This is a genomic window from Paracoccus saliphilus (assembly GCF_028553805.1).
In the GTDB taxonomy this organism is placed as follows: domain Bacteria; phylum Pseudomonadota; class Alphaproteobacteria; order Rhodobacterales; family Rhodobacteraceae; genus Paracoccus; species Paracoccus saliphilus.
Window position 1 is genome coordinate 4,092,325 of record NZ_CP067140.1, and the last position, 19,368, is coordinate 4,111,692.

12 protein-coding genes and 4 pseudogenes are annotated in these 19,368 nt (G+C 60.7%); 10 read left to right on the top strand and 6 right to left on the bottom strand.

All coding sequences use genetic code 11. The features are described from left to right. Window positions 1-84: 84 nt before the first annotated feature. Together JHX88_RS19655 and JHX88_RS19660 are read right to left on the bottom strand one after the other, a co-directional pair. Complete coding sequence (locus JHX88_RS19655; protein WP_076528824.1) at window positions 85-504, bottom strand: GtrA family protein; 420 nt, start codon at window positions 502-504, stop codon at window positions 85-87. Further along, window positions 501-1,988, bottom strand: coding sequence for a UbiA family prenyltransferase (locus JHX88_RS19660; protein ID WP_272848120.1), 1,488 nt, complete (start codon window positions 1,986-1,988; stop codon window positions 501-503). The genes JHX88_RS19655 and JHX88_RS19660 overlap by 4 nt, the downstream gene beginning before the upstream one ends. A gap of 672 nt (window positions 1,989-2,660) precedes the next feature. On the opposite strand from JHX88_RS19660, the gene JHX88_RS19665 reads away from it, so the two are divergent. The 7 genes and pseudogenes from JHX88_RS19665 (at window position 2,661) to JHX88_RS19695 (ending at window position 14,241) form a co-directional block, all read left to right on the top strand. Continuing rightward, window positions 2,661-4,475, top strand: a complete 1,815-nt coding sequence (locus JHX88_RS19665; RefSeq protein ID WP_141225949.1) for an AsmA-like C-terminal region-containing protein — start codon at window positions 2,661-2,663, stop codon at window positions 4,473-4,475. A gap of 223 nt (window positions 4,476-4,698) precedes the next feature. After that, a complete protein-coding gene (locus tag JHX88_RS19670; RefSeq protein WP_176011504.1) occupies window positions 4,699-6,126 on the top strand; it encodes a protein O-mannosyl-transferase family in 1,428 nt (475 codons plus the stop codon). A 172-nt stretch (window positions 6,127-6,298) separates the two neighbouring features. Beyond that, window positions 6,299-7,468 carry a DUF4185 domain-containing protein gene (locus JHX88_RS19675; protein ID WP_084203331.1) on the top strand — a complete coding sequence of 390 codons (1,170 nt, stop codon included), beginning with the start codon at window positions 6,299-6,301 and terminating at the stop codon, window positions 7,466-7,468. Between the two features lie 331 nt (window positions 7,469-7,799). After that, window positions 7,800-8,517 (top strand): annotated as a pseudogene (locus JHX88_RS22400) (Crp/Fnr family transcriptional regulator). Window positions 8,518-8,588: 71 nt separating this feature from the next. After that, window positions 8,589-8,849: pseudogene (locus JHX88_RS19685) on the top strand (IS3 family transposase); the annotation flags it as partial. Window positions 8,850-9,015: 166 nt separating this feature from the next. After that, complete coding sequence (locus JHX88_RS19690) at window positions 9,016-12,972, top strand: non-ribosomal peptide synthetase (protein WP_084203330.1); 3,957 nt, start codon at window positions 9,016-9,018, stop codon at window positions 12,970-12,972. Window positions 12,973-12,993: 21 nt separating this feature from the next. Continuing rightward, a complete protein-coding gene (locus JHX88_RS19695; RefSeq protein ID WP_076528813.1) occupies window positions 12,994-14,241 on the top strand; it encodes a glycosyltransferase in 1,248 nt (415 codons plus the stop codon). A gap of 75 nt (window positions 14,242-14,316) precedes the next feature. Here the strand turns inward: JHX88_RS19695 and JHX88_RS19700 are convergent. The 3 genes and pseudogenes from JHX88_RS19700 to JHX88_RS19710 form a co-directional block, all read right to left on the bottom strand. Then, window positions 14,317-14,789: pseudogene (locus JHX88_RS19700) on the bottom strand (IS6 family transposase); the annotation flags it as partial. Between the two features lie 365 nt (window positions 14,790-15,154). After that, a complete protein-coding gene (locus JHX88_RS19705; RefSeq protein WP_146364680.1) occupies window positions 15,155-16,195 on the bottom strand; it encodes an IS110 family RNA-guided transposase in 1,041 nt (346 codons plus the stop codon). 215 nt (window positions 16,196-16,410) lie between these two features. Then, the gene (locus JHX88_RS19710; protein WP_076528600.1) at window positions 16,411-16,968 is read right to left on the bottom strand and encodes a dihydrofolate reductase family protein; all 558 of its coding nucleotides are present in this window, start codon (window positions 16,966-16,968) and stop codon (window positions 16,411-16,413) included. A 92-nt stretch (window positions 16,969-17,060) separates the two neighbouring features. Here JHX88_RS19710 and JHX88_RS19715 point away from each other — a divergent pair. Further along, a pseudogene (locus JHX88_RS19715) lies at window positions 17,061-17,261 on the top strand (IS630 family transposase); the annotation flags it as partial. Window positions 17,262-17,479: 218 nt separating this feature from the next. Further along, window positions 17,480-17,785 carry a hypothetical protein gene (locus JHX88_RS19720; RefSeq protein WP_141225937.1) on the top strand — a complete coding sequence of 102 codons (306 nt, stop codon included), beginning with the start codon at window positions 17,480-17,482 and terminating at the stop codon, window positions 17,783-17,785. 416 nt (window positions 17,786-18,201) lie between these two features. Here JHX88_RS19720 and JHX88_RS19725 read toward each other — a convergent pair whose 3' ends face one another. Further along, the gene (locus JHX88_RS19725; protein WP_272848121.1) at window positions 18,202-18,864 is read right to left on the bottom strand and encodes a glutathione S-transferase family protein; all 663 of its coding nucleotides are present in this window, start codon (window positions 18,862-18,864) and stop codon (window positions 18,202-18,204) included. Window positions 18,865-19,014: 150 nt separating this feature from the next. Here JHX88_RS19725 and JHX88_RS19730 point away from each other — a divergent pair, with 150 nt between their 5' ends. Then, window positions 19,015-19,365 (top strand): winged helix-turn-helix transcriptional regulator, encoded by a 351-nt coding sequence (locus JHX88_RS19730; protein ID WP_076528595.1) that lies wholly within the window; start codon window positions 19,015-19,017, stop codon window positions 19,363-19,365. Window positions 19,366-19,368: the final 3 nt, after the last annotated feature.

Sequence of the window (19,368 nt, forward strand, 5' to 3'; positions counted from 1 at the left end):
GGTTGCGAGGGCGTATAAAGGCCCCTCGTCGGCGCGGGTAACGTCCCCAGCCCGTGAGTTCGGCTATGCGGTTCTCCCCATCAGTCATGCCGTACCAAGTGTGGTGTTGGTGAACACGAACCGCCTGTCGAGACGATATTTGACGAGATAGCCAATTCCGAGGCCCAGAACGGCACCAGTTTCGCGCGCGATATCACTTTGCCAGATGGCCCAAAACGCTGTCTCGGTTCCCCAGAAAATCGCCGTGGTAGCGATGCCCATGGTTGTGTAGAGCGTGAATTTCCGTCCATGCATCGCCATTCCGGTCGTCCGGTCGGCAAAGATCCAGCGTTTGTCGAGCAAGTATTTGAGCACCAGTCCAACAAGAGTGCCGACGAATAGCGCGATGACGAACCCCCGGGGTCCCTCGTTGACCGCAAGCACCGCCCGCTGCGCCCCGAGATTGGCGAGTGTCGCAGCAACGGCAAAGGCCCCATAGCGGGCAATGAGCGTCGTCCTGGTCACAGCACCATTCCTGAAAGCGCCAGACCGAGCGAAATGCACGCACAGACAATCGACACCCTGTCCTGCGCTGCGAACACTACCGGATCGTCGTGCATCCGTCCGCGATGAGCAAGCATCACCATCCGGCTGATCCAGTAGAGCAACACCAGGCAGATGCCCCAGAGCGGCGCCGTCCACGTATAGAGGATCTGTACCGCCGGCGAATTCAGATAGAGCGCCATGACCAGCACGGAGACATAACCCGACGCTACCGCCATATTGGCGACCAAGGGCAGATCGCTGGTCATGTAGCCTCGCCCATGTGCCTTGTGCTCGCCCTCCGCTACGTTTGAGACCAATTCGGCCTGCCGCTTCACCGCGGCGAGAGAGAAGAAGAAGAACATCGAGAAGGCCAGGAGCCAAACCGAGAGCGGGATGCCCGTCGCCACACCGCCCGCGATGATACGCAAAGTGTAAAGGGAAGCGAGCGCGCAGATATCAACCACCAGCCGGCGCTTGAGGACAAAGGAATAGAGGGTGGTGGCGAGGTAATAGAGTGCCATCACGGCCAGGAATTCTGGCCCCAGACCCAGTGAGACGAGGGCACCTGCCAACAGAAGCCCTGGTGCCAGCGCTGTGCCCCAGGAGAGTGGCAGCGCCCCTGAAGCAAAGGGACGCTCGCGCTTACGGGGATGCGCCCGATCCGCCTCGAGGTCGAGAAGGTCGTTGAGCAGGTAGACCGACGAGGCAATCAGGCTGTAGGCGACGAAAGCCAGAGCGGCCTGACCGAGAGTCATGAGCTCCAATTGGTGCGCCGCGAGCAGGGGCAGGAAGACGAGTATGTTCTTCAGCCATTGCAGCGGCCGCATCGCGCGTAGGAGTGGCCAGAAGTGCGATCCGTGGGTCGTCAGGTGTTCGGACTCGACGGCGAGTGCATCGACCCGAGACCGCAGCGACCGATGCACGTCCACGGTAATGGCGCGCTTTGACTTTTCCCATATCGCGTAATCGGCGTCCTCGTCGCCGATATAGGCGAAACCTTCGGGAAACCGTTCGGACAGGAACGCAGCCTTGCGCGGCCCCTTCAGGTTCACCCGCCCGTCCGATCCATACGCCTCGTCGAAAAGCCCAAGATGGTCCGCGACCCGCTCGACGATCCGATGCTCGGCGGCGGAAACCAGAACCGTTCGCCCACCGGCGTTACGCCAGCGTCGGATATAGGCCACCACGTCGTCGTTGAAAGGCAGCGCTGCGACATCGACGGCGCCCAGTCCGTCTAGCGCTCGCTTCAGATTGGCTCGCCCTACCGGGAGCGCACCGAATATCGCAGCGATATTCGTCCATCGTTGTGAAAGCGCCGCCCAAAACGTCTCGAAGAGCATATCAGAACGAATTAACGTGCCATCGAGATCCACTGCCAGAACTTCCAGTGTTCCCTTCTCGGGCGAAATGATCGCTTCGGGCGTGGCTGACGAAGCCATTTTCGGGGGGACTGCCCGGTTCATGTGCTTCCCTTGTCGGCGAGTTCTTGCCACTTGCATATGGCAGGATATCGGACCTGCCCGCCGATGAGATGGTCTCGTGCCATCAGAGTTGCCTTCGGATCGAGATGGAGTAACATGAAAGCAAGATAACCCACTCATCCGCCCATGGCCACCTAGTGATTTTTCTACTATTTTTCAGTTATATATGGAATTTTTGGTGATTTTTGGATGCCGATCTCGGAGCTTCTGAAATGACCCTTCGCGAGGGCGGTTTTCGCCTGTGCCACCATGTTTCAGGCGACGGAGTTCGCCGTTGGTGGTCCGGGATGGATTTGACATGTTGGCGTCGTGGGTGGGTGCCTATCTTGCGCATGTAATAATTCTTGGTCAGTCAAAGACTTGCCGGATTTTTCTAAGATCGAAACATGCCCCATGGCGATTATCTTCAATGGTTCGCTTCGCAAAGCCGCGAAACGGAGATGTCGAAGGTTCTGCAACGAAAGCACAGCACCGCCCTTCGAGCTCGGCCCCGCCCTTGCACGGCCTCTGAGGTCCCGGTAATCACATGCCACAATGTCTCGGCTGCTGTTCGATCTTGAGTAAGTCAGGAGCGTTTCACATTCAGCAACGAAAGGTCACAGAACGGTGACTTGGATAAGTCAAAAGAATGCGACGCGCCCATACAGGCTATTTGTGGCCATTTTTGCGCTCGTTCTCATGGCTGCTGCGACCGTGACCTATTTGGCTCTGCCGAGTCTCGTTCCTGAAAACAAGTTGCGTGAGGCTCTCGCGGCCCATACCGCGACTTGGAGCGGCGGCGAGTTCCGTTTGCCGGCAAATGTGGAGGTCTCACTCGACCGGGGTCCGGCGATGACAGCCGAGAACGCGGTATTTAAAGGAACCCTTAACGGTGATGAGTGGCAACTGGACGTGGCCTCTCTTCACGCGACGTTCAAGGTGCTTCCCCTGCTGCAAGGCAAGGTGGAGATCGACACCCTGACGCTCGATACTCCGCAGCTTCGGCTTCAGGCTCACGGTGATACCGTAACGCCCAGGTTGCGCGAGTCCCAGACAAACGAACCGGAGCATCAGAGCCCAGGCGGAGAAGTGATTATCACCAATGCCAGTTTTACCTACGAGGGGCCGACCGGGCGGCGGGTCGGCGTTGACGGCATAGACCTGCGGATGACGGCGAGTCCGGACACGACAGAAGTTCTGCTCACCGGTGTCATTCCCGCCGGCAAGGAACGACTTCAAGTGGAAGGATGGTTCGAAGATCCCGCAGTTGCCTTTTCAGGCAGTGGAAGCGAAGCGCGACTGGCGCTGCGAGCTGCGGACATTGCGGATGAAAACGGCACGCCGCCGCAGCCCGAGGTTCCAGTCGCCGCTAAGGAAGGCGAGATGATCTCGGCGCTGAGACGCATCGCCGCCGCCGTTGGATTGACCCGCATAGGCCCGATCGTGCTCGAGGGAAATTTCTCCGTGACGCCGCAGACGCTCGAAATCGCCGATGCGGCCATTTCGTTCAGCGGCTTTCTCGCAGAGGGTGATCTTGCTATCGCGCTCGGCAGTGAAGAGACGCCATTCGATCAGGTGGGCAGTGTCGTGCGTGGAGCAATAGCCGCTTGGCGCGACGCCTCTATCGTGCTCGAGACGGGAGCTTGGCGGGAGGCTCCGGTTACGCTGGACTGGCTCGTTCCACTCGACATCATGCTTTCTGCACGGTTCCGCAACGTTAGATTCGCCGGGAAGGATTTGGAGGCACGACATTTCCTGTTCAATGCCAGTGGTGGCCATGCCCGGCTGGAAGTGGGCGCGGCCGGCGACCTCGGGCGACTATGGGGCGAACTGGCGCTCAGCGCGCAGCCGGAAGAGGGGGCACCACAGGTTGCGCTCAATGGCCGGCTAGAGAATGTCGAACTGGGCGAGACCAGTCGAGCACTGCTGTCGCTCATGCCGCCATCGCTCGTTAGTCCACCACAACTGCCCGAAGGTACGCTTGACGCTGCTATCGACGTCACGACCCAAGGCGAGACGCTGGGCGCGATGGTCAAGGCTTTTAATGGGATGCTTAGTGCCAAAGCGAGGGACGGCAGCATTGCGGGAGCCAATCTACCCCTGACTCTGGAGGGGCTAGCAAACGGCCGCGAGATCATGACAGAGAAGGATGGGCCGCTGATCCCGGCAGGCGGCCGCACGAAATTCGACACGGCAGAGGCCAGAATCGATTTTGTACCTGGCTATGCCCGCCTTTCCAAATCTCGCATCCGAGGAGAACGCTACGACATCGATCTGAGTGGAGAGGCAAACCTCAAAATCGGAGCGATGCGCGGCGAAGGACAGGCGAAACTTCATGGAGATGTTGCCGATGACGACGTCTCCCTCCCTCTCGTCGATCTGCCTTTCGGACTCGGGGGCTCCCTCGCGGCACCGGTCGTAGCGGCGGGCGTGCCGCGCAGTGGTGAAGCTCTCTCTTCCGAGTCCGTTGTCGATAACGATATCGAATGAGCCTAAGCATGATTTACTTTCAACGCTCATATCCGGTCATTGCTGGTCGAATCAGCCACCAGTGCAAATCGTGACGGCGATGAGTGTGCCGCAGCAACAGACGCAGACTCTGCAGTGGAAATGGACAGAATCCCGCTGCATGCGTTGGTGCCTTGCTTTCGGGGTATTCGCATTCTGGATTGCATATTACGCTTATTGCCTGTTTCCGGGACTCGGCGGTGTCATGAACGCTGGCGACTCAGCCAAGTTCCAGGCGCTTGGACACACCCAGATTCTTGTCCATGGACCCGGCTACCCAATAATTCAGTTCCTGGGGGCCTTGCTACGCGCGCTCGATCTGCCGGTCGAGCCGTGGCTTGCGATGACCTTCACGATGGCCGCGCTTCCGGGCGCCCTCGCCAATATGATAGCCTTTCTGATCGTCGAGCGCGTGACCCGCAGCCCGCTATTTGGTATCGCAGGAGCGCTCCTGCTCGGCAGCGCCAGCCTGATGGCCGTTCAGTCAACCGAGGCCGAAGTCTATCCGCTCGCACTGGCCTTCATCCTTTCGACGTCGTTTTTGCTGATCCTCTTCGTCGAGAGCAAGCGCAAGGCCTATTTCATCGCGGCATGCGCCATCTACGCGATGTCATTCGGCAACCATCTGATGATGATCATGCTGGTGCCGCTGTTCCTGCTGGTAACGCTCGCCCATTGGCGCTCCCTGCTACATCCGCGGATTATCGCGTCCGTGCTGCTCGCTATTGTGCTTGGTGCCAGCCAGTATCTCTACCTCGCCTACATCACCTACGATCCGGCGACGGCCTATTCCGAATATCTACCTTTGCCACCGACGGTAACGGAATTCCTCCAATACATCACCGGAAGCTATTTCAGCGGTCTCTACGGCTCCGGGCTACAATCGACCTACAGCTCCGAGACGCTCCTCACCACGCTGCGCTCAGCGCATCCGTGGATCTCGTCGCCACTCATCATCGCGGGTCTGGTTCTCTTCCTGGCAGGCTGGCGCCGGCGCGATGCAGGCTGGCGAGGCTTGGCGATCATGCTCGGGGTGACGTTGTCCTTCGTGCCTTTCGTGATCTGGTACGGCGCTTACGATATCCAGGCGTTCCACCTGCCGGTTCTCGGGCCGCTGCTTGTCGGCGCGACTGCGGCAGTTGGCCGGTGGCTTGGTCGCTGGCGGCTGATGCAACTGGGCACAGCCCTGCTACTGATCGCGTTTGGCGCATGGCGGGCCACGGTGATGGCCGAGGGCCTGACCGCGCGGCAGCCGATTTTCACTGAATTACCAGAAACGATTGCGGCACTGGTCGCTCAGGCCCCGGTCGAAGAACCACTGGTTTCGATGACATATAACCTCAGGATGGCCACGCTTTACCACGAACTTCTCGGCGAAATGCCGTCGGCCCGATATCGGGTGCCGTGGCGTGCCGAGGAAGCCGCAGTCGAGCAAGATGAAGTTGCGGGCATCGTCGTGCCGACCGATGGTGAGCAGCTCCTGCGCTGGATCGAGCATCGCCATCCCGAACTCACCTGCCGATCATGGGCTCTCGATCAACCAGAGGGTACGCCGTGGCCCGCTTATGCCTTCCGCTGCGCCAGCACCGCGGATGCCGGCTCGGAAGCGGGAACCGGCGACGGAGGAGAATGAAGATTGTTTCGACATTGTGCTGCTTCATGATCGCCCACGCGAAATCGTGAATACAAGAATTTGTTTTACACTTGCGTTTTCGGCGGATTTTCGCCTATGGACCTTGGTCAGGAATAACGTTCCGTCGGCCAGATGAAGCTCGCGGCAGATTCCTTGGAATAGGAGATCGCGCGTGAGTTTTCGTCTCGCTGCTATCGGAATAAGCATCGCCGCCGGTATGCTTCTGGCCAACACACAGGCACCTGCAAGGCAGAGCATGCAGGGAGCGGGCGACGGGAACGTTGCGCTTGATGCCGTGTTGCCTGCAGCGCCCACGCCCGAGGAGACCTCCGCCATAGCGAAGCTCCGCGTCGGTTCGGCCGAGATGATACAACAACTGACCGGTCCAAACTCAGCCAACAAGACTGATCGTTGGAACGTTTACGGCACCGATCTCGGCCACATGTTTCGACACAAGGACGCACTCTACATGGTGTTCGGAGATACCTACGGGCCCGGTGGCAATGCTTGGCGCAGCAGCACAATGGCACGAATCGCCGACCCGCTCAGCTCCTTCGATTTTGCCCAGATGATAAAGGGGCCGGACGGTAACGCTAAAGAGCTTATACGCTCCGCCAAGGTTCCTGGCATTGAGTGGACCGTAATCCCCACCAACGGCATCTCACTTGGCGAGAGAATGGTGCTGCATTACATGTCGGTGCGGATGTGGACCTCGGACGGCCAGTGGCTCGTCCGGAGGTCCGGCCTCGCCTATTCCGACGATGACGGACAGACTTGGCACAGGTCACCGACTGCCGTCTGGCCGAACGGCTCCGGCTTCGAGCAAGTAGCCTTTGTCGATCTGGGCGAGATGATCTACACCTTCGGAATCCCCGAAGGCCGCTTTGGCGAGGTACGGCTGCGGCGGGCCAAACGCGATGACATATTCGATCCTGCCGCCTACCGTTATTGGGACGGCAGCGGCTGGGTGTCCGATCATCACTCTGCGGCGGCCGTCGTACCGGCCCCGGCAGGTGAGCTTTCGGTTGCATGGAGCGAGCCGCACCGCCGATGGCTGATGATGTATCTTGACGAGACTCAGGCTGCGATCGTCTTGCGAACCGCGACCGAACTTGTCGGTCCCTGGAGTGAGCCCCAGACGGTGGCGGAAGCGAGCAACTATCCAGGTCTTTATGCCCCCTATATCGTGCCAGGTGAAACGCTTGATGACTCGGTTCGCTTCACGATGTCTCGGTGGAAGCCACTCTATAACGTCTTCCTGATGCGGGCTCCGCTTCACTTTGAAGCGCCCATTGTCGCTGCTGCCGAGGACGAAGCCTCCACGGAAAGCACATCCAATTGAATTGCAGAACAGGGCCAACGCGATTTACGAAGGGGCGGGATGCTTCAATACTAAAGTTGTAGTTATGCGCATGCCTGGTTCCGGCGTTGTTGCACAATCGAAGAACGTTGCGTATTAGTTGCCCAGCGTCGAAAGATCTTGCATTAGTGTGACGCAAAAAAACAACCGGCGAATGGGGCACCTACGCAAGAACCTTCGTTTGTGCAACAATGCCGAAACGGTCTAAAAACTACACCAGCCAGGATTGCGAATTTCTCGCCAGTAGTTGACACGATCACCTTCGCGCCTTCTTCAGGCGCCATCGAAACCATAATTTCGCAGTCGAACTCAGCTGTTTTTGAGCACGGAGCATGAGGCCCTGTCGCCTCAAGAGCTCGAAACCCTGAAGCGTTTGCACCAGCGCCGCGGGACCTTTGTCGCCGGACGGGGCATGGTCCATCAGGGACAGTCGGATCAGGCTGCCTATATCTTGGAGGCTGGTTGGGTCTGTTCTTACAAGATTCTACCCGATGGCACCCGCCAGATCGTGGATTTCCAGATCCCGGAGGATTTTCTGGGGTTGCGCAGCGTTCTGCTCCAAGCCTCGGATCATAGCATCAAGCCGATAGGTGAAGTTCAGGCTGTCGAGGTTCTGGTGAGTGATCTGCTGGGCGCCTTTGCGCAAACCCCGCGATTGGCAACAGCTATCCGTTGGGCGGCGTCTCGGGACGAGGCAATGGTTGCCGAACATCTCGTTGGCATCGGACGGCGTGACGCGGATTCGCGGATGGCGCATTTCCTGCTCGAACTCGCAGCCCGGCTGGCGCTTGTCGGACTGGGAAGCAAGGCGGAATATGCCACCGCTGACGCAATATCATCTCGCGGATGCCCTGGATTGAGCGGAGTACACATCAACCGGGTTCTACGGCAACTTCGGGGGGAAGGGGTTGGTGACGTTCCGGGATGGGCAGGTGGATTTCCACGATTACGATCGACTGGTCGCACTGGCAGCGTTCGATCCGGCATATCTGGATCAGACGGGACCGATCCCGAAAATGACTACCTTTTGACCAAGCATTGCCAAGTTGTTTTAAGCCGGCTGCGAATGAGTTTGGAAAAGCGCTTCAGCAACATAATGTTTCCAGAGACCGAAGGCAAAATCGAGCGTTGGCACCAGACGCGTAAAAACCGCACTCTGCTCAAAAATTACTACCTGCCGAGCGGACTCGAACAAGCCATCGGTGACTTCATCGAGCATCACAAGCACCACGAGATCCTGCGCAATTTGACACCAGCCGACGTCTACTGCAGTTGGGCAGAAGCCATTCTCGGACGACGAAAGGAGATCAAGGAACTGACCATCCGGAAACGCCGCTTGCTGCTTCGAAAGGCTGCGGCATAGAATGAAGCACCAATAGAGCTACTTTCTCCGCGACCAATCAGGCCAACATGCTCCAGATCATCTGATGACGGACAATGCGGGACAAGCCAAACAGAATCGTTGTGAACCAACTTAAAGTCGTATTCTGTTGAGACTAATACACCCTAAATTGCGCTAGGTCATACTCATGGACATTGATTCGGAGCTTAAACCCCGGTTGTCAAACGGCGGTGCCGAGGCCCAGATTCCCGCCTTGCCACTGGCCAAGGCGCAGCAGGGCCTGTGGATCGGACAGAAGATCGGGCCGGCCGATGCAGTGTTCAACTTGGCCGAGTATACCGAGATTTCCGGGGCGCTGGATTGCGAAACCTTCCTGTCTGCGCTGTACTCCGTCACGAGCGAGGTGGAGGCGACACGCATCCGGGTGATCGACACGCCGGACGGTCCGTACCAGACCATCCTGCCGGAATACGACCACCGGCTGCCCTTTCTCGATTTCTCCGCTCAAGCCAATGCGAAGGAGCGTGCCGTGGCCTGGATGGAGGAGGAGTTGCACCGTCCCGTCGATCTGCGCAACGACCCGCTGTGGTTCTCCGCCCTGTTCCGTGTGGGGGCGGAACAGTATTTCTGGTATCACCGCTGTCATCATGTGGCGATCGACGGCTTTACCGGCGGGATGATCACCCGGCGTCTGGCGGCGGTCTATACCGCCATGATGGAATACCGCGCGGTGGAGGCGCCTGATTTCCTGTCGCTGTCGGCGCAGCGCGAGGCAGAGCAGAGCTATCGCAATTCCGCCCGCTACAACATGGACCGCAGGTATTGGCTGGATGAGATGCGCGACCTGCCACCGCCCGTGTCGCTGGCGACGCGGCGCAGCGCCGTGCGTGCGGGCGGTCTGCTACGGGCGAGCCTGATGCTGGAGGAAGGCGAGGTGCAGATGTTGCGTGCCATCGCGCGCGATGCTTCCGCCAGTCTGCCGCAGGTGATCACCGCGCTAATCGCGCTTTACGTGCACCGGACGACCGGGGCGGGGGATCTGGTGCTGGGAATGCCGGTCTCGGCTCGACCCCGGCGCGATCTCCGCCGCATTCCCGGCATGATGGCCAATGCGGTGGCGCTGCGCATGCAGATCGACCATGACAGCAGCCTGTCCGGCCTGATCTCACAGGTCGCGCGAGTGCTGCGCACCGCGCTGCGCCATCAGCAATACCGCTACGAGGATCTGCGCCGCGATCTGGGGCTGATCGCGGCGAACCAGCAAATTTCCTGGGTGGGCGTGAATATCGAACCCTTCGACTACAACCTGAATTTCGGCGGGCTGCAGGGACGGACACATAACCTGTCGAACGGCACCGTCGAGGATCTGACCTTCTTCGCCTATGACCGTGGGGACGGGCGGGGTCTGCGGATCGACCTTGATGCGAATCGCGCGCTCTATTCGATGGAGGAATTAGAGGCGCATGTCGCGCGGCTGCACCTTCTGATCCAACAATTGGTGGCCAATCCCGACCTGCCGGTCGGCACGGCGGAACTGCTGGCACCAGAAGAGCGGGCGCGCATCCTGACGCAATGGAACGACACCGCGACCGAACTGCCGGAAGTGCCTTGGCTTACCCTTTTCGAGGAACGTTGCGCAGCCACACCCGACGCCGTTGCCGTCGAGGACCGGGCGGGCGTGTTGAGCTATGCCGCGCTGGATGCGCAGGCCAATCGCCTAGCCCGGCTCTTGCAGGCGCGCGGGGTCAGCACAGGCGATATCGTCGCCGTGGCCCTGCCGCGCGACCGGCTGATGCCGTTGACGCTAATGGCTGTGCAGCGGGCCAGGGCGGTTTATCTGCCGCTGGACCCGGAAGCGCCGCCCGCCCGCAACGCCACGATTCTGGATGACGCGGCGCCCGTTCTGCGCCTGGCGACAAGGAATACGGTCGACGCGCTCGACGGCAGAGAGACGGTGCTGCTGGACGAGGTCGATCTCGATGAATGTCCGGGCTCGCCGCTGGCAGGGACTGTCTCGGCGGACGCACCGGCCTATGTGATCTACACATCCGGCTCTACCGGGGTGCCAAAGGGGGTGATCGTTCCGCACCGGGCACTGACCAACCTGCTGGTGGCAATGCGTGAAGCGGTGGGCTTCGGGGCGGCCGACCGAATGCTGGCGACCACCACGCTGGCCTTCGATATCGCGGCGCTGGAGCTTTTTCTGCCGCTGATCACCGGCGGAACGCTGATCGTCGCGCCGCGCAATGTGGCGCGGGATCCGGACCGGTTGGCCAGTGCGATCACCGACAGTGGTGCGACGGTGATGCAAGCCACACCCTCGCATTGGCAGGGGCTGATGAGCTGGCAACCCGAGGTGGTGCGAGGCCTGACTGTCCTGACCGGCGGAGAGACGCTGCCAGCCGCGCTGGCGCAACAGTTGCACGCCCACGCGCACCGGGTAATCAACCTCTACGGTCCGACGGAGACAACGATCTGGTCGACGATACATGAGATCGGGCCGGAGGATCTGGACGCGCCGCCGATCGGACGGCCGCTGGCGAACACGCAGGCCTATGTGTTGGATCGGGCGATGCGGCCCATTCCGCCGGGCGGTGTCGGGGATCTCTATATCGGCGGGGCGGGAGTGGCGCGCGGCTATCATCGCCGGCCGGAACTGACCGAGGAGCGCTTCGTGTCCCATCCGTTCGGGGCGGGGCGGATCTATGCCACCGGCGATCGGGCGAGCTGGCGCGCGGACGGGGTACTGGAATATCATGGACGCGACGATCTCCAGGTGAAGATCCGCGGCTATCGCGTTGAACTCGGCGAGGTGGAAGTGGCGCTGGAGGCGATCGTGCATCCCGCGCAGGTCGTCGTACGTGCCTGTGCACGGGAGAGCGGGACTGTGGCTCTGGCCGCCTATGTCGCGGCACCGGACATGCCCGACAGTACAGTCCTGCGCCGCGCGTTGGCGCGGCGGTTGCCCGATTACATGATCCCGGCGGCCTTCGTCCGGATGGATGCACTGCCGCTGAACCCCAATGGCAAGATCGACCGCGCGGCCCTGCCCGACGCGTTCGAGGGGCAAGCCGCAACTGAAACGGCACGGGCGGCCGAAGAGCCTCGAACTGACCTGGAGCGGCAACTGGTCCGCCTTTGGCAGGATGTGCTGGGGACGGAGCATGTCGGTATCCATGACGATTTCTTCGACCTTGGCGGCGATTCCCTGCTGGGAACAGGCATGCTCCTGCAATTGCGAGAGATGACCGGAAGCCGCGTGCCATTGGCAGCGATCTTCGAGGCCACGACAATCGCCCAGATCGCCGAACGGCTGGACAGCCGTGTGGATCACGACCCGTTCGACACCGTGATCACGCTACGAGAAGGCGCGGCGAACGGACCGACCGTGTTCTGCCTGCATCCGGTGCTGGGCCTCGCCTGGGGCTATTCTGCACTGCTCAGCCACCTGCGTCCTGGCATTTCGGTGCACGGGCTTCAGGCCCCCGGTGTCGGGGATGGTAGCCTTCCGGGCAGTATCGAGGAAATGGCGGATATCCAATTGCGGGCGATCCGCGACATTCAGGATACCGGCCCCTATCACCTCATGGGCTGGTCGATGGGCGGGTTGCTGGCCCATCGCATTGCCGAGCGATTGGAGGCGAGCGGCGCGGAAGTGGCAAGCCTGACGATCCTCGACGCCTATCCCTTCGTGGATGGCGATCACGGCGCGGAGACGGCACAGATCCACGCGACACTGGAATTCCTGGGCTTCGGCGCCGTCGAGGAGGCGCGGATGCCCACGGACATGGCCGAGCTGACCCAGTTCCTGTGCCAGGCCTATGATGTTTATGCGCATCCGCTGTTGGATGTTACGCGCGAATCCCCGGACGTGGTGATCGCCCGGTTGCGTGGCGTGATCGAGAACAATCTCGCCATTGCCCGGCGCTACCGCCCGGGCCGGACGCGGGCCTCGATGACCTTTCTGCGGGCGACACATGGCGGGAGCGCCGGGCTCGACCGGCTGCTGCACCACACGCCGGAGATCTGGCGCGATCGCGTCGGTGATTTGGTGGTGCACGACCTGGCCTGCCACCATCAGGACATGCTCGACCCGGCCCATGCCGCCGTGGTGGCGCGGCACATGGAACGGCAGCTGGCCTAGCCGCGCCGGGGAAAAGGACCCATGCGGATCACGATATTCACCGCGGGCACCCAGGGCGATGTGCGTCCGCTGGTCGCGTTGGGACTGGGCCTGACGCGCGCGGGCCATGCGGTGCGCATTGCCACCGGCAACGGCTGTGCGGCACTGATCGAAGAGGCGGGGCTGGAATTCGCACCGCTGAGTGCGGACTTCCTGGAGATAATGAAACGTGACCCCTCGGTGTTGCGCCGGGGGCGAAATCCGCTGGCACTGTTGCCGCGGCTGCGTGGACATTTTCGCGAGATGACCGTGAACTGGGCAGCGGAGGGGCGTGCCGCTGCAGCGGATGCGGACCTGTTGATCGGCAACGGAATGACGGCGGTCCTCGCCGCTTCGCTGTCCGAGGTGCTGGGCGTGCCGTGGGTGGAGACGCAGCTGCAGCCCACCTCTCCCTGTCCAGACATTCCACCCATGGCGTTGAAACCGCCGCGCCGACCCTATCCGGGCTGGGTGAATCTTACACTCTACCGGCTGCTGCGGGTGACAACCTGGCAGATGCTCGCACCCGGCTATTCGCAACTCCGCCGCGATCTGGACCTGCCGCCGCTGCCGCGCTCGGGGCCGGGGTTCGCGGGACAGGGGCGCAAGCTGCTCTACGGGTTCAGCCCCACGCTTTGCCCGCCTTCACCCCACTGGCCGGAAGAGGAACATGTGGCCGGATACTGGCACCTCGACACCCCAGGTGACTGGTGCCCTCCACCTGCGTTGCAGCGGTTCCTGGAGGACGGGCCGCCGCCTGTCTATGTAGGTTTCGGCAGTATGCACAGCGTCGAGGCGCTGAAGGTTACCGCGCGGATCTGCGACAGTATCCGGTCGTCCGGTCGTCGTGCGATCCTCGCTACCGGATGGGGTGGGGTGGCAGCGATCTCTGGCCCCGATATCCTGACCGTGGCGAACTGCCCGCATGACTGGCTGTTCCCGCGCGTGGCACTGGCCATCCATCATGGCGGGGCGGGGACCGCGGCAGCGGCGGCGCGAGCGGGCATCCCCTCGGTTGTGATGCCCCGTTTCGGGGATCAGCCGTTCTGGGCGTGGTGCCTGCAGCAGCGCGGGGTCGCACCGCCGCCCCTGGAGCAGAAGGCGCCGAGTGTGAATGCAGTGGCGGGAGCAGTGCGGCAGGCGCTAACGCCCGAGATGCAGGCGAACGCCCGTGCGGTGGGCGCACGGATGCGACAGGAGAACGGGGTAAGCCACGCCGTCGCACAGCTCTGCGACTGGGGACTAATCTGATCTCAGTCGACGAGTACGGTGCACAGCATGTTCAGGGCGATAACAATGACGAACATCGTAAAGGTCCGTCAGGGGCCTAGGGTCCAGCGCATGAGCCAGACGCGCGATCGGCTTGGTATAGCTGCGTAGCTTGTCGGTGATGACTACACGCGGCTGGCCGAATTGCGCAATCAACCGTGTCAGGAAGCGCTTGGCAGCTTTGGCATTCCGGCGTGTCTGAACCAAGATGTCGAGCGTATCCCCATTGGCATCGATGGCCCGCCAGAGCCAGTGTTTCACGCCGCCAATCGGGATCACGACCTCGCCCATGTGCCACTTGTCGTTCGGATGCGGCCGGTTCCTGCGAAAGCAAGCCGCAAAATGCGCGCCAAACCAGTTGACCCAAAACCGCACGGTTTCGCGGCTGACCATGATGCCCGTTCGGCCAGGAGATCCTCAACATCCGCCGTGCTGAGTGTAAACCGGTGGTAGGCCCAAACCGCGTACGCGATGATCTCGCGCGGAAAACGGAAACCCTTCAGGTGCGGCAGTAACGAGGGTATCTTCATGCCTCGACCTCTACCCAAGTCACAAACACCAAACAACTTGGCAATGCCCTCTCGAGACATGATCGGCATTCGGCCCCTTCCTGCCACGAACTTCGATGTGCGATGCCCCGGCGCGACGCGGCTTCACCGAACCGGTTCTCTGATCGCGGTGATGTCAAGGGCATGGTTCTGTTGTCCGCCGGGGTCTTGGTTCTCTCCGAAGTCAGGCAGTGCCGCTTCATGATGGCGTCCGGGGCTGATCGTCTGGAATGTCATTCACGAGGTTGATGCGGTTGGCGTCACCTCGACCGCTTCACGCGAGATCGATCTGCCACCGTCCCGGAGGACGCCGAACCCGCCCTGTCCTCAGGCGGGTATTCTGTTTGTCAGGTTGCGGGCTCCCCTTTCCAGTTGAACTCGGTTCCATCACGCCAGATGGCATGGAGGATCACGGCGATCTTGCGTGCCGTTGCGACGGCGGCCTTCTTGAAGCCTTTGCGCGCGCTGAGCCGGATCGCCCAGGACTTGAGAGGTGAGAACCGTCTGACCTGTGTCATCAAGGACGCGGCAGCGGATACAAGCAGACGTCGCATCTCGGCATCTCCGCATTTGGAGATACGGCCTGATCTGTCGATCTCGCCCGATTGGTATCGTCGTGGCGTCAATCCCAGAAACGCGCCGACATCGCTCGATCGACGGAACCTGCTCGCATCGTCCAATGTCGCGATGAAGTTGAGCGCCACGAGGGGGCCGACGCCCGGCACTGTCATGAGGCGACGTGCCAACGTATTCTGCTTGGCAACATGCATCAGTTCATCGGCCAGGGCTTCCGCCGAGGCGCAAAGTGTCTTGTGGATGGGTATCATGGTCTGTGCCACAAGCCCCAGCATCGGATCGCAGGCTCCAGCCTCGGCAAGCTGGTCTCGGAATCCTTGGCGATGATGGGCACTGGGAACAGCTCCCATGCGGATGCCGAAGGTTTTGAGGACACCGCGGATATGGGCTTCGAGATCCTTGCGCATGCGGATCAGTCGTTCTCGCGCCCCCACCAGCGCCCGCACTCGGTCGGAGGCTTCGCTGCGAACATGGACTTTCGTGAACCAGCCGGTCCGAGACAGCTGCGCCAGACCCTCCGCGTCCGCCTTGTCCGACTTGTTGAGGCGCGCAGACAGAGCCTTGTGCGCCATGCGAGCGTCGATGCAGATGATCGGGACACCGCGCTTCTCAAGCTCACGCGTCAGCCAAGTGGCGAGTATCCCGCTTTCATGCACGACACGTTCCGCATCAGGAACTTCCCGGGAAAGATGGTCGGCGATGACATCCGGGTCCGTCGGCAGGGTCGCGCGTTTCACAACCGATCCCTGCGCATCCACAACGCAGACCGAGACCTCTTTCAACGAAACGTCGAGACCAACATAGTTGCTCATGGTCGTTCTCCTCACGGCTTTAATTGGTGAGGCTGATCCTATCAGACCTCGTTCGCCCGGGGAGAGCGACCGCCGCGATCACACCATGTCATTCATGCTGGTCGCAGCGAAACCGACCAATGAAACAAGTATAATACGGCCAACTCCGACTGTAAATCGGCGGCGCTCCTTCGACGCGCAAACCCCTGAGTTGGGCGCGTTGAGGCTGCTCCGAGTCAGCGCTCACGCCGATAGTGCATAGCAACCGCACCGTTGCGCAGCGGCTTCGCCGAGACCAGTTCGAGCCGACGCGCACTGGGTAGCCTGCCCTGGTACAGGGTCGGGCCATGGCCGGCGATCCTGGGATGGACGAGGAACTTATATTCGTCGATCAGATCCAGCCGGTCCAACTCGGTTGCGAGTTTGCCGCTACCGAGGAGCACGCCGGCCGGAGTCGCGTCCTTGAGCCTCTGTACGCCTGTTCGCAGGTCGTCGGCAATATGATGGCTGTTGGTCCACGGGAAGTCCGTTCGCGTCGATGACACCACGTATTTCGGTTTGGCGTCCAGCTTGACAGCCCATTCGCGTATCGCCGGCGGCGCCTCCACGTCGCCGCGAGCGACCGCCGGCCAGTAGCTCTCCATCATCTCGTAGGTGATGCGGCCCCACAGCATCGCTCCGCTCTCGTCCATCAGGCGAGTGAAGAACGCGTGCGTCTCGTCGTCAGCGATTCCCTCCTCATGGTCGACGCAGCCGTCCAGAGTGACGTTTATGCTTAAGGTCAATCGTCCCATGCGACGAGCCTAAACCAGCCGCTCGAAAAGACCTAGTGTTCGCCATCTGACAGAAGATTCCCAGTTGCGTTATGATGCGCCATGTTCGGCGCATGAGACGCGATGACATCTGCCTTTATCTTGGCCCCGCCGACCGCGCTGAGCTTCAAGCGCTGATCGCCAACCGGAACACAGTGTGCAAGCTGGTCTGGCGGGCCGAGATCGTGCTGGCGACAGCGGCTGGTCACGACACCTTTGAGATCATGCGGCGTGCGCGCACGTCGAAGCCCACGGTCTGGCGTTGGCAGCAGCGTTGTCTTTCTTGTTCCTGGCATTTGGGTTCACTTTTTCTTCGGCCGCCCTGGCCAGGACGTCGGGACGGAATTTGACCGGATGCCGATGGATCTCGAAACGAAGTGAGGCCGCTCGGTTGCGGGCGGAAGGTCTTGAGCCGGAGGAGCGGTACGCCGAAATCGAAAGTGGTTTCCAAGACGGGATATATATGGTTCCGGAGAAGGGCGGGACGTCCTACATGATCGCGCCTCTTCACCGCACGGTCGCACCGCCGGAAATGGAGGTGCATACGGTGACCACACCGCATTACATGCCCTATGCATCATTCGTCACCAATGAGGATATTGGGGTCGCTCCCAGTCTCGACGATCCATCCAGCCTTTATCACCCGTCCATCGACCGGCAGGGCATCGATGAACAAAGCTACCTTATTCAACTCGTCGGGCAGAAGGAGCGGGATCACATCCTTGCCGATGAACAAGAACTTCTCGCGGATCTCTGCGCCTATCGCGATGTTCTTTGCGATCCCCAGACGATCGACTGAGCAGGTCAGCGCAATCCTGTCTGGCACCTCAACGTTTGAGAATGACCGCCGAAAGCTGAAAATCCGAACAAAGGAAAAGCGGCCCTATCGCCCGTGGAAGCTTATAATCCCGTATGCCCGGCTAATGATGATGGGCCCGAAGCCATCTTGCGCGCTGCGACCACAATCCGCGAGATATACGGCGGCGGCACAGCAAAGTCGGTCCATTCTTGCCATTCGGAGCGGCATATGCGTCACGACCCAGTGTTCCCAGAACCAGCCGTTCATGCCAGTCGCAGCAATTTCAGGCGGCCAATAGCGGTAATGCGGAACAAAGCGGACGTTGTGCCGACACCCGAACTCGGTCTGTACCAGATGTTCAACAGGCGATCGGGCGCGGGTGGAACTCTCAACTATAGTACCCGCACCCGATGTTGCTACGAATCGAACCGCTCGATCAGTTCTGAAAGTTCGATATGGGCAGCACATGCCCCATTGCCCAGCTGCATCTCGCCGCGCTCCAGCCCCGACGCGTAGACAACTGCCGGATCAGCCTCGATGCGCTCCCGCAATGCGGCGAGCTTTGGCCAGCGTTCCTTATCGGCCACCTCGTGGAAATCCAGCCACCGTGCAACGCCGATCAGAATACCATCGGCAAGGGTTGGATGGTCGGCTATCAGAAACTTCGTATCGTCGATCATCTCTTCGAGTCTGTCATGCCGCTCGATCACGCCTTCGCGGCCCCACTCTCTCAAGGCCGACTGCTTCGCCGGATTGGGAGGCTCCATCTCCATGGCTGCCCAAAGGGGGCCGAACATGCCAGTAAACCCGGTATTGATGAACGCCATGATCTGATGCATTCGATCGGCCTGCCGCGACAGCGGATCGAAGCTGATCCGCCGTTCCGCATCTCGTGCTTCAAGCCAGGTTGCAATCGCCATGGTCTCGGTCAGCATCTCGCCCTTTTCGGTGATCAAAACAGGCGTTTCGACGCGTGGATTGAGCCTTCTATAGGCTGGCTCACGCATCTCGCCGAACATATCGACGCGACAAAGCCTGTAGGGTCGTCCCAGCCATTCGAACGCGGCAACAAGCCCCATGGAGCTCCCCGAGGGAAAGCCGTACAATAGTATAGGTTCCATGTTATCATTCTCCGTGATTTCTGATGATCACGCTGCGCAGCGTGGGAGGAATTTAGCGAGGCTCTGCCCCAAGTAAATTACGCACCTTTTTGTAACCATGGACGAAGAATGAAAAACCTTGTCTCCCGTTGTCCCATCGAAGAGGTCATGCAGGTTCTCAGCGGTCGCTGGCCGACGCTGCTGATCTATTACCTGCAGGATGGGACGAAGCGTTTCAGCGATCTCCGCCGGGACAATCCGACAATCTCTCACAAGATGCTGACACTGGAGCTACGCAAGTTGGAGGATGCAGGCATCGTCCAACGCACCGAATTTTCCGGTTATCCGCTTCGTGTCGAGTACGATCTAACCCCTGCCGGAGAAAGGCTGGTCCCTCTCATCGATGCATTGGGGGAATGGTGGGAAGCTTCCCCCCGGCAGCACCCATGGCACAACCTTAAATCTGTGCCATGGGGCTGACAG

Coding starts and splice junctions, on each gene's coding strand:
- JHX88_RS19670 (WP_176011504.1), top strand. CDS start 4,699: ATGAACGCTGGCGACTCAGCCAAGTTCCAGGCGCTTGGACACACCCAG.
- JHX88_RS19725 (WP_272848121.1), bottom strand. CDS start 18,864: ATGGGGCTTGTTGCCGCGTTCGAATGGCTGGGACGACCCTACAGGCTT.
- JHX88_RS19660 (WP_272848120.1), bottom strand. CDS start 1,988: ATGAACCGGGCAGTCCCCCCGAAAATGGCTTCGTCAGCCACGCCCGAA.
- JHX88_RS19710 (WP_076528600.1), bottom strand. CDS start 16,968: ATGGGACGATTGACCTTAAGCATAAACGTCACTCTGGACGGCTGCGTC.
- JHX88_RS19695 (WP_076528813.1), top strand. CDS start 12,994: ATGCGGATCACGATATTCACCGCGGGCACCCAGGGCGATGTGCGTCCG.
- JHX88_RS19730 (WP_076528595.1), top strand. CDS start 19,015: ATGAAAAACCTTGTCTCCCGTTGTCCCATCGAAGAGGTCATGCAGGTT.
- JHX88_RS19690 (WP_084203330.1), top strand. CDS start 9,016: ATGGACATTGATTCGGAGCTTAAACCCCGGTTGTCAAACGGCGGTGCC.
- JHX88_RS19705 (WP_146364680.1), bottom strand. CDS start 16,195: ATGAGCAACTATGTTGGTCTCGACGTTTCGTTGAAAGAGGTCTCGGTC.
- JHX88_RS19720 (WP_141225937.1), top strand. CDS start 17,480: ATGATCGCGCCTCTTCACCGCACGGTCGCACCGCCGGAAATGGAGGTG.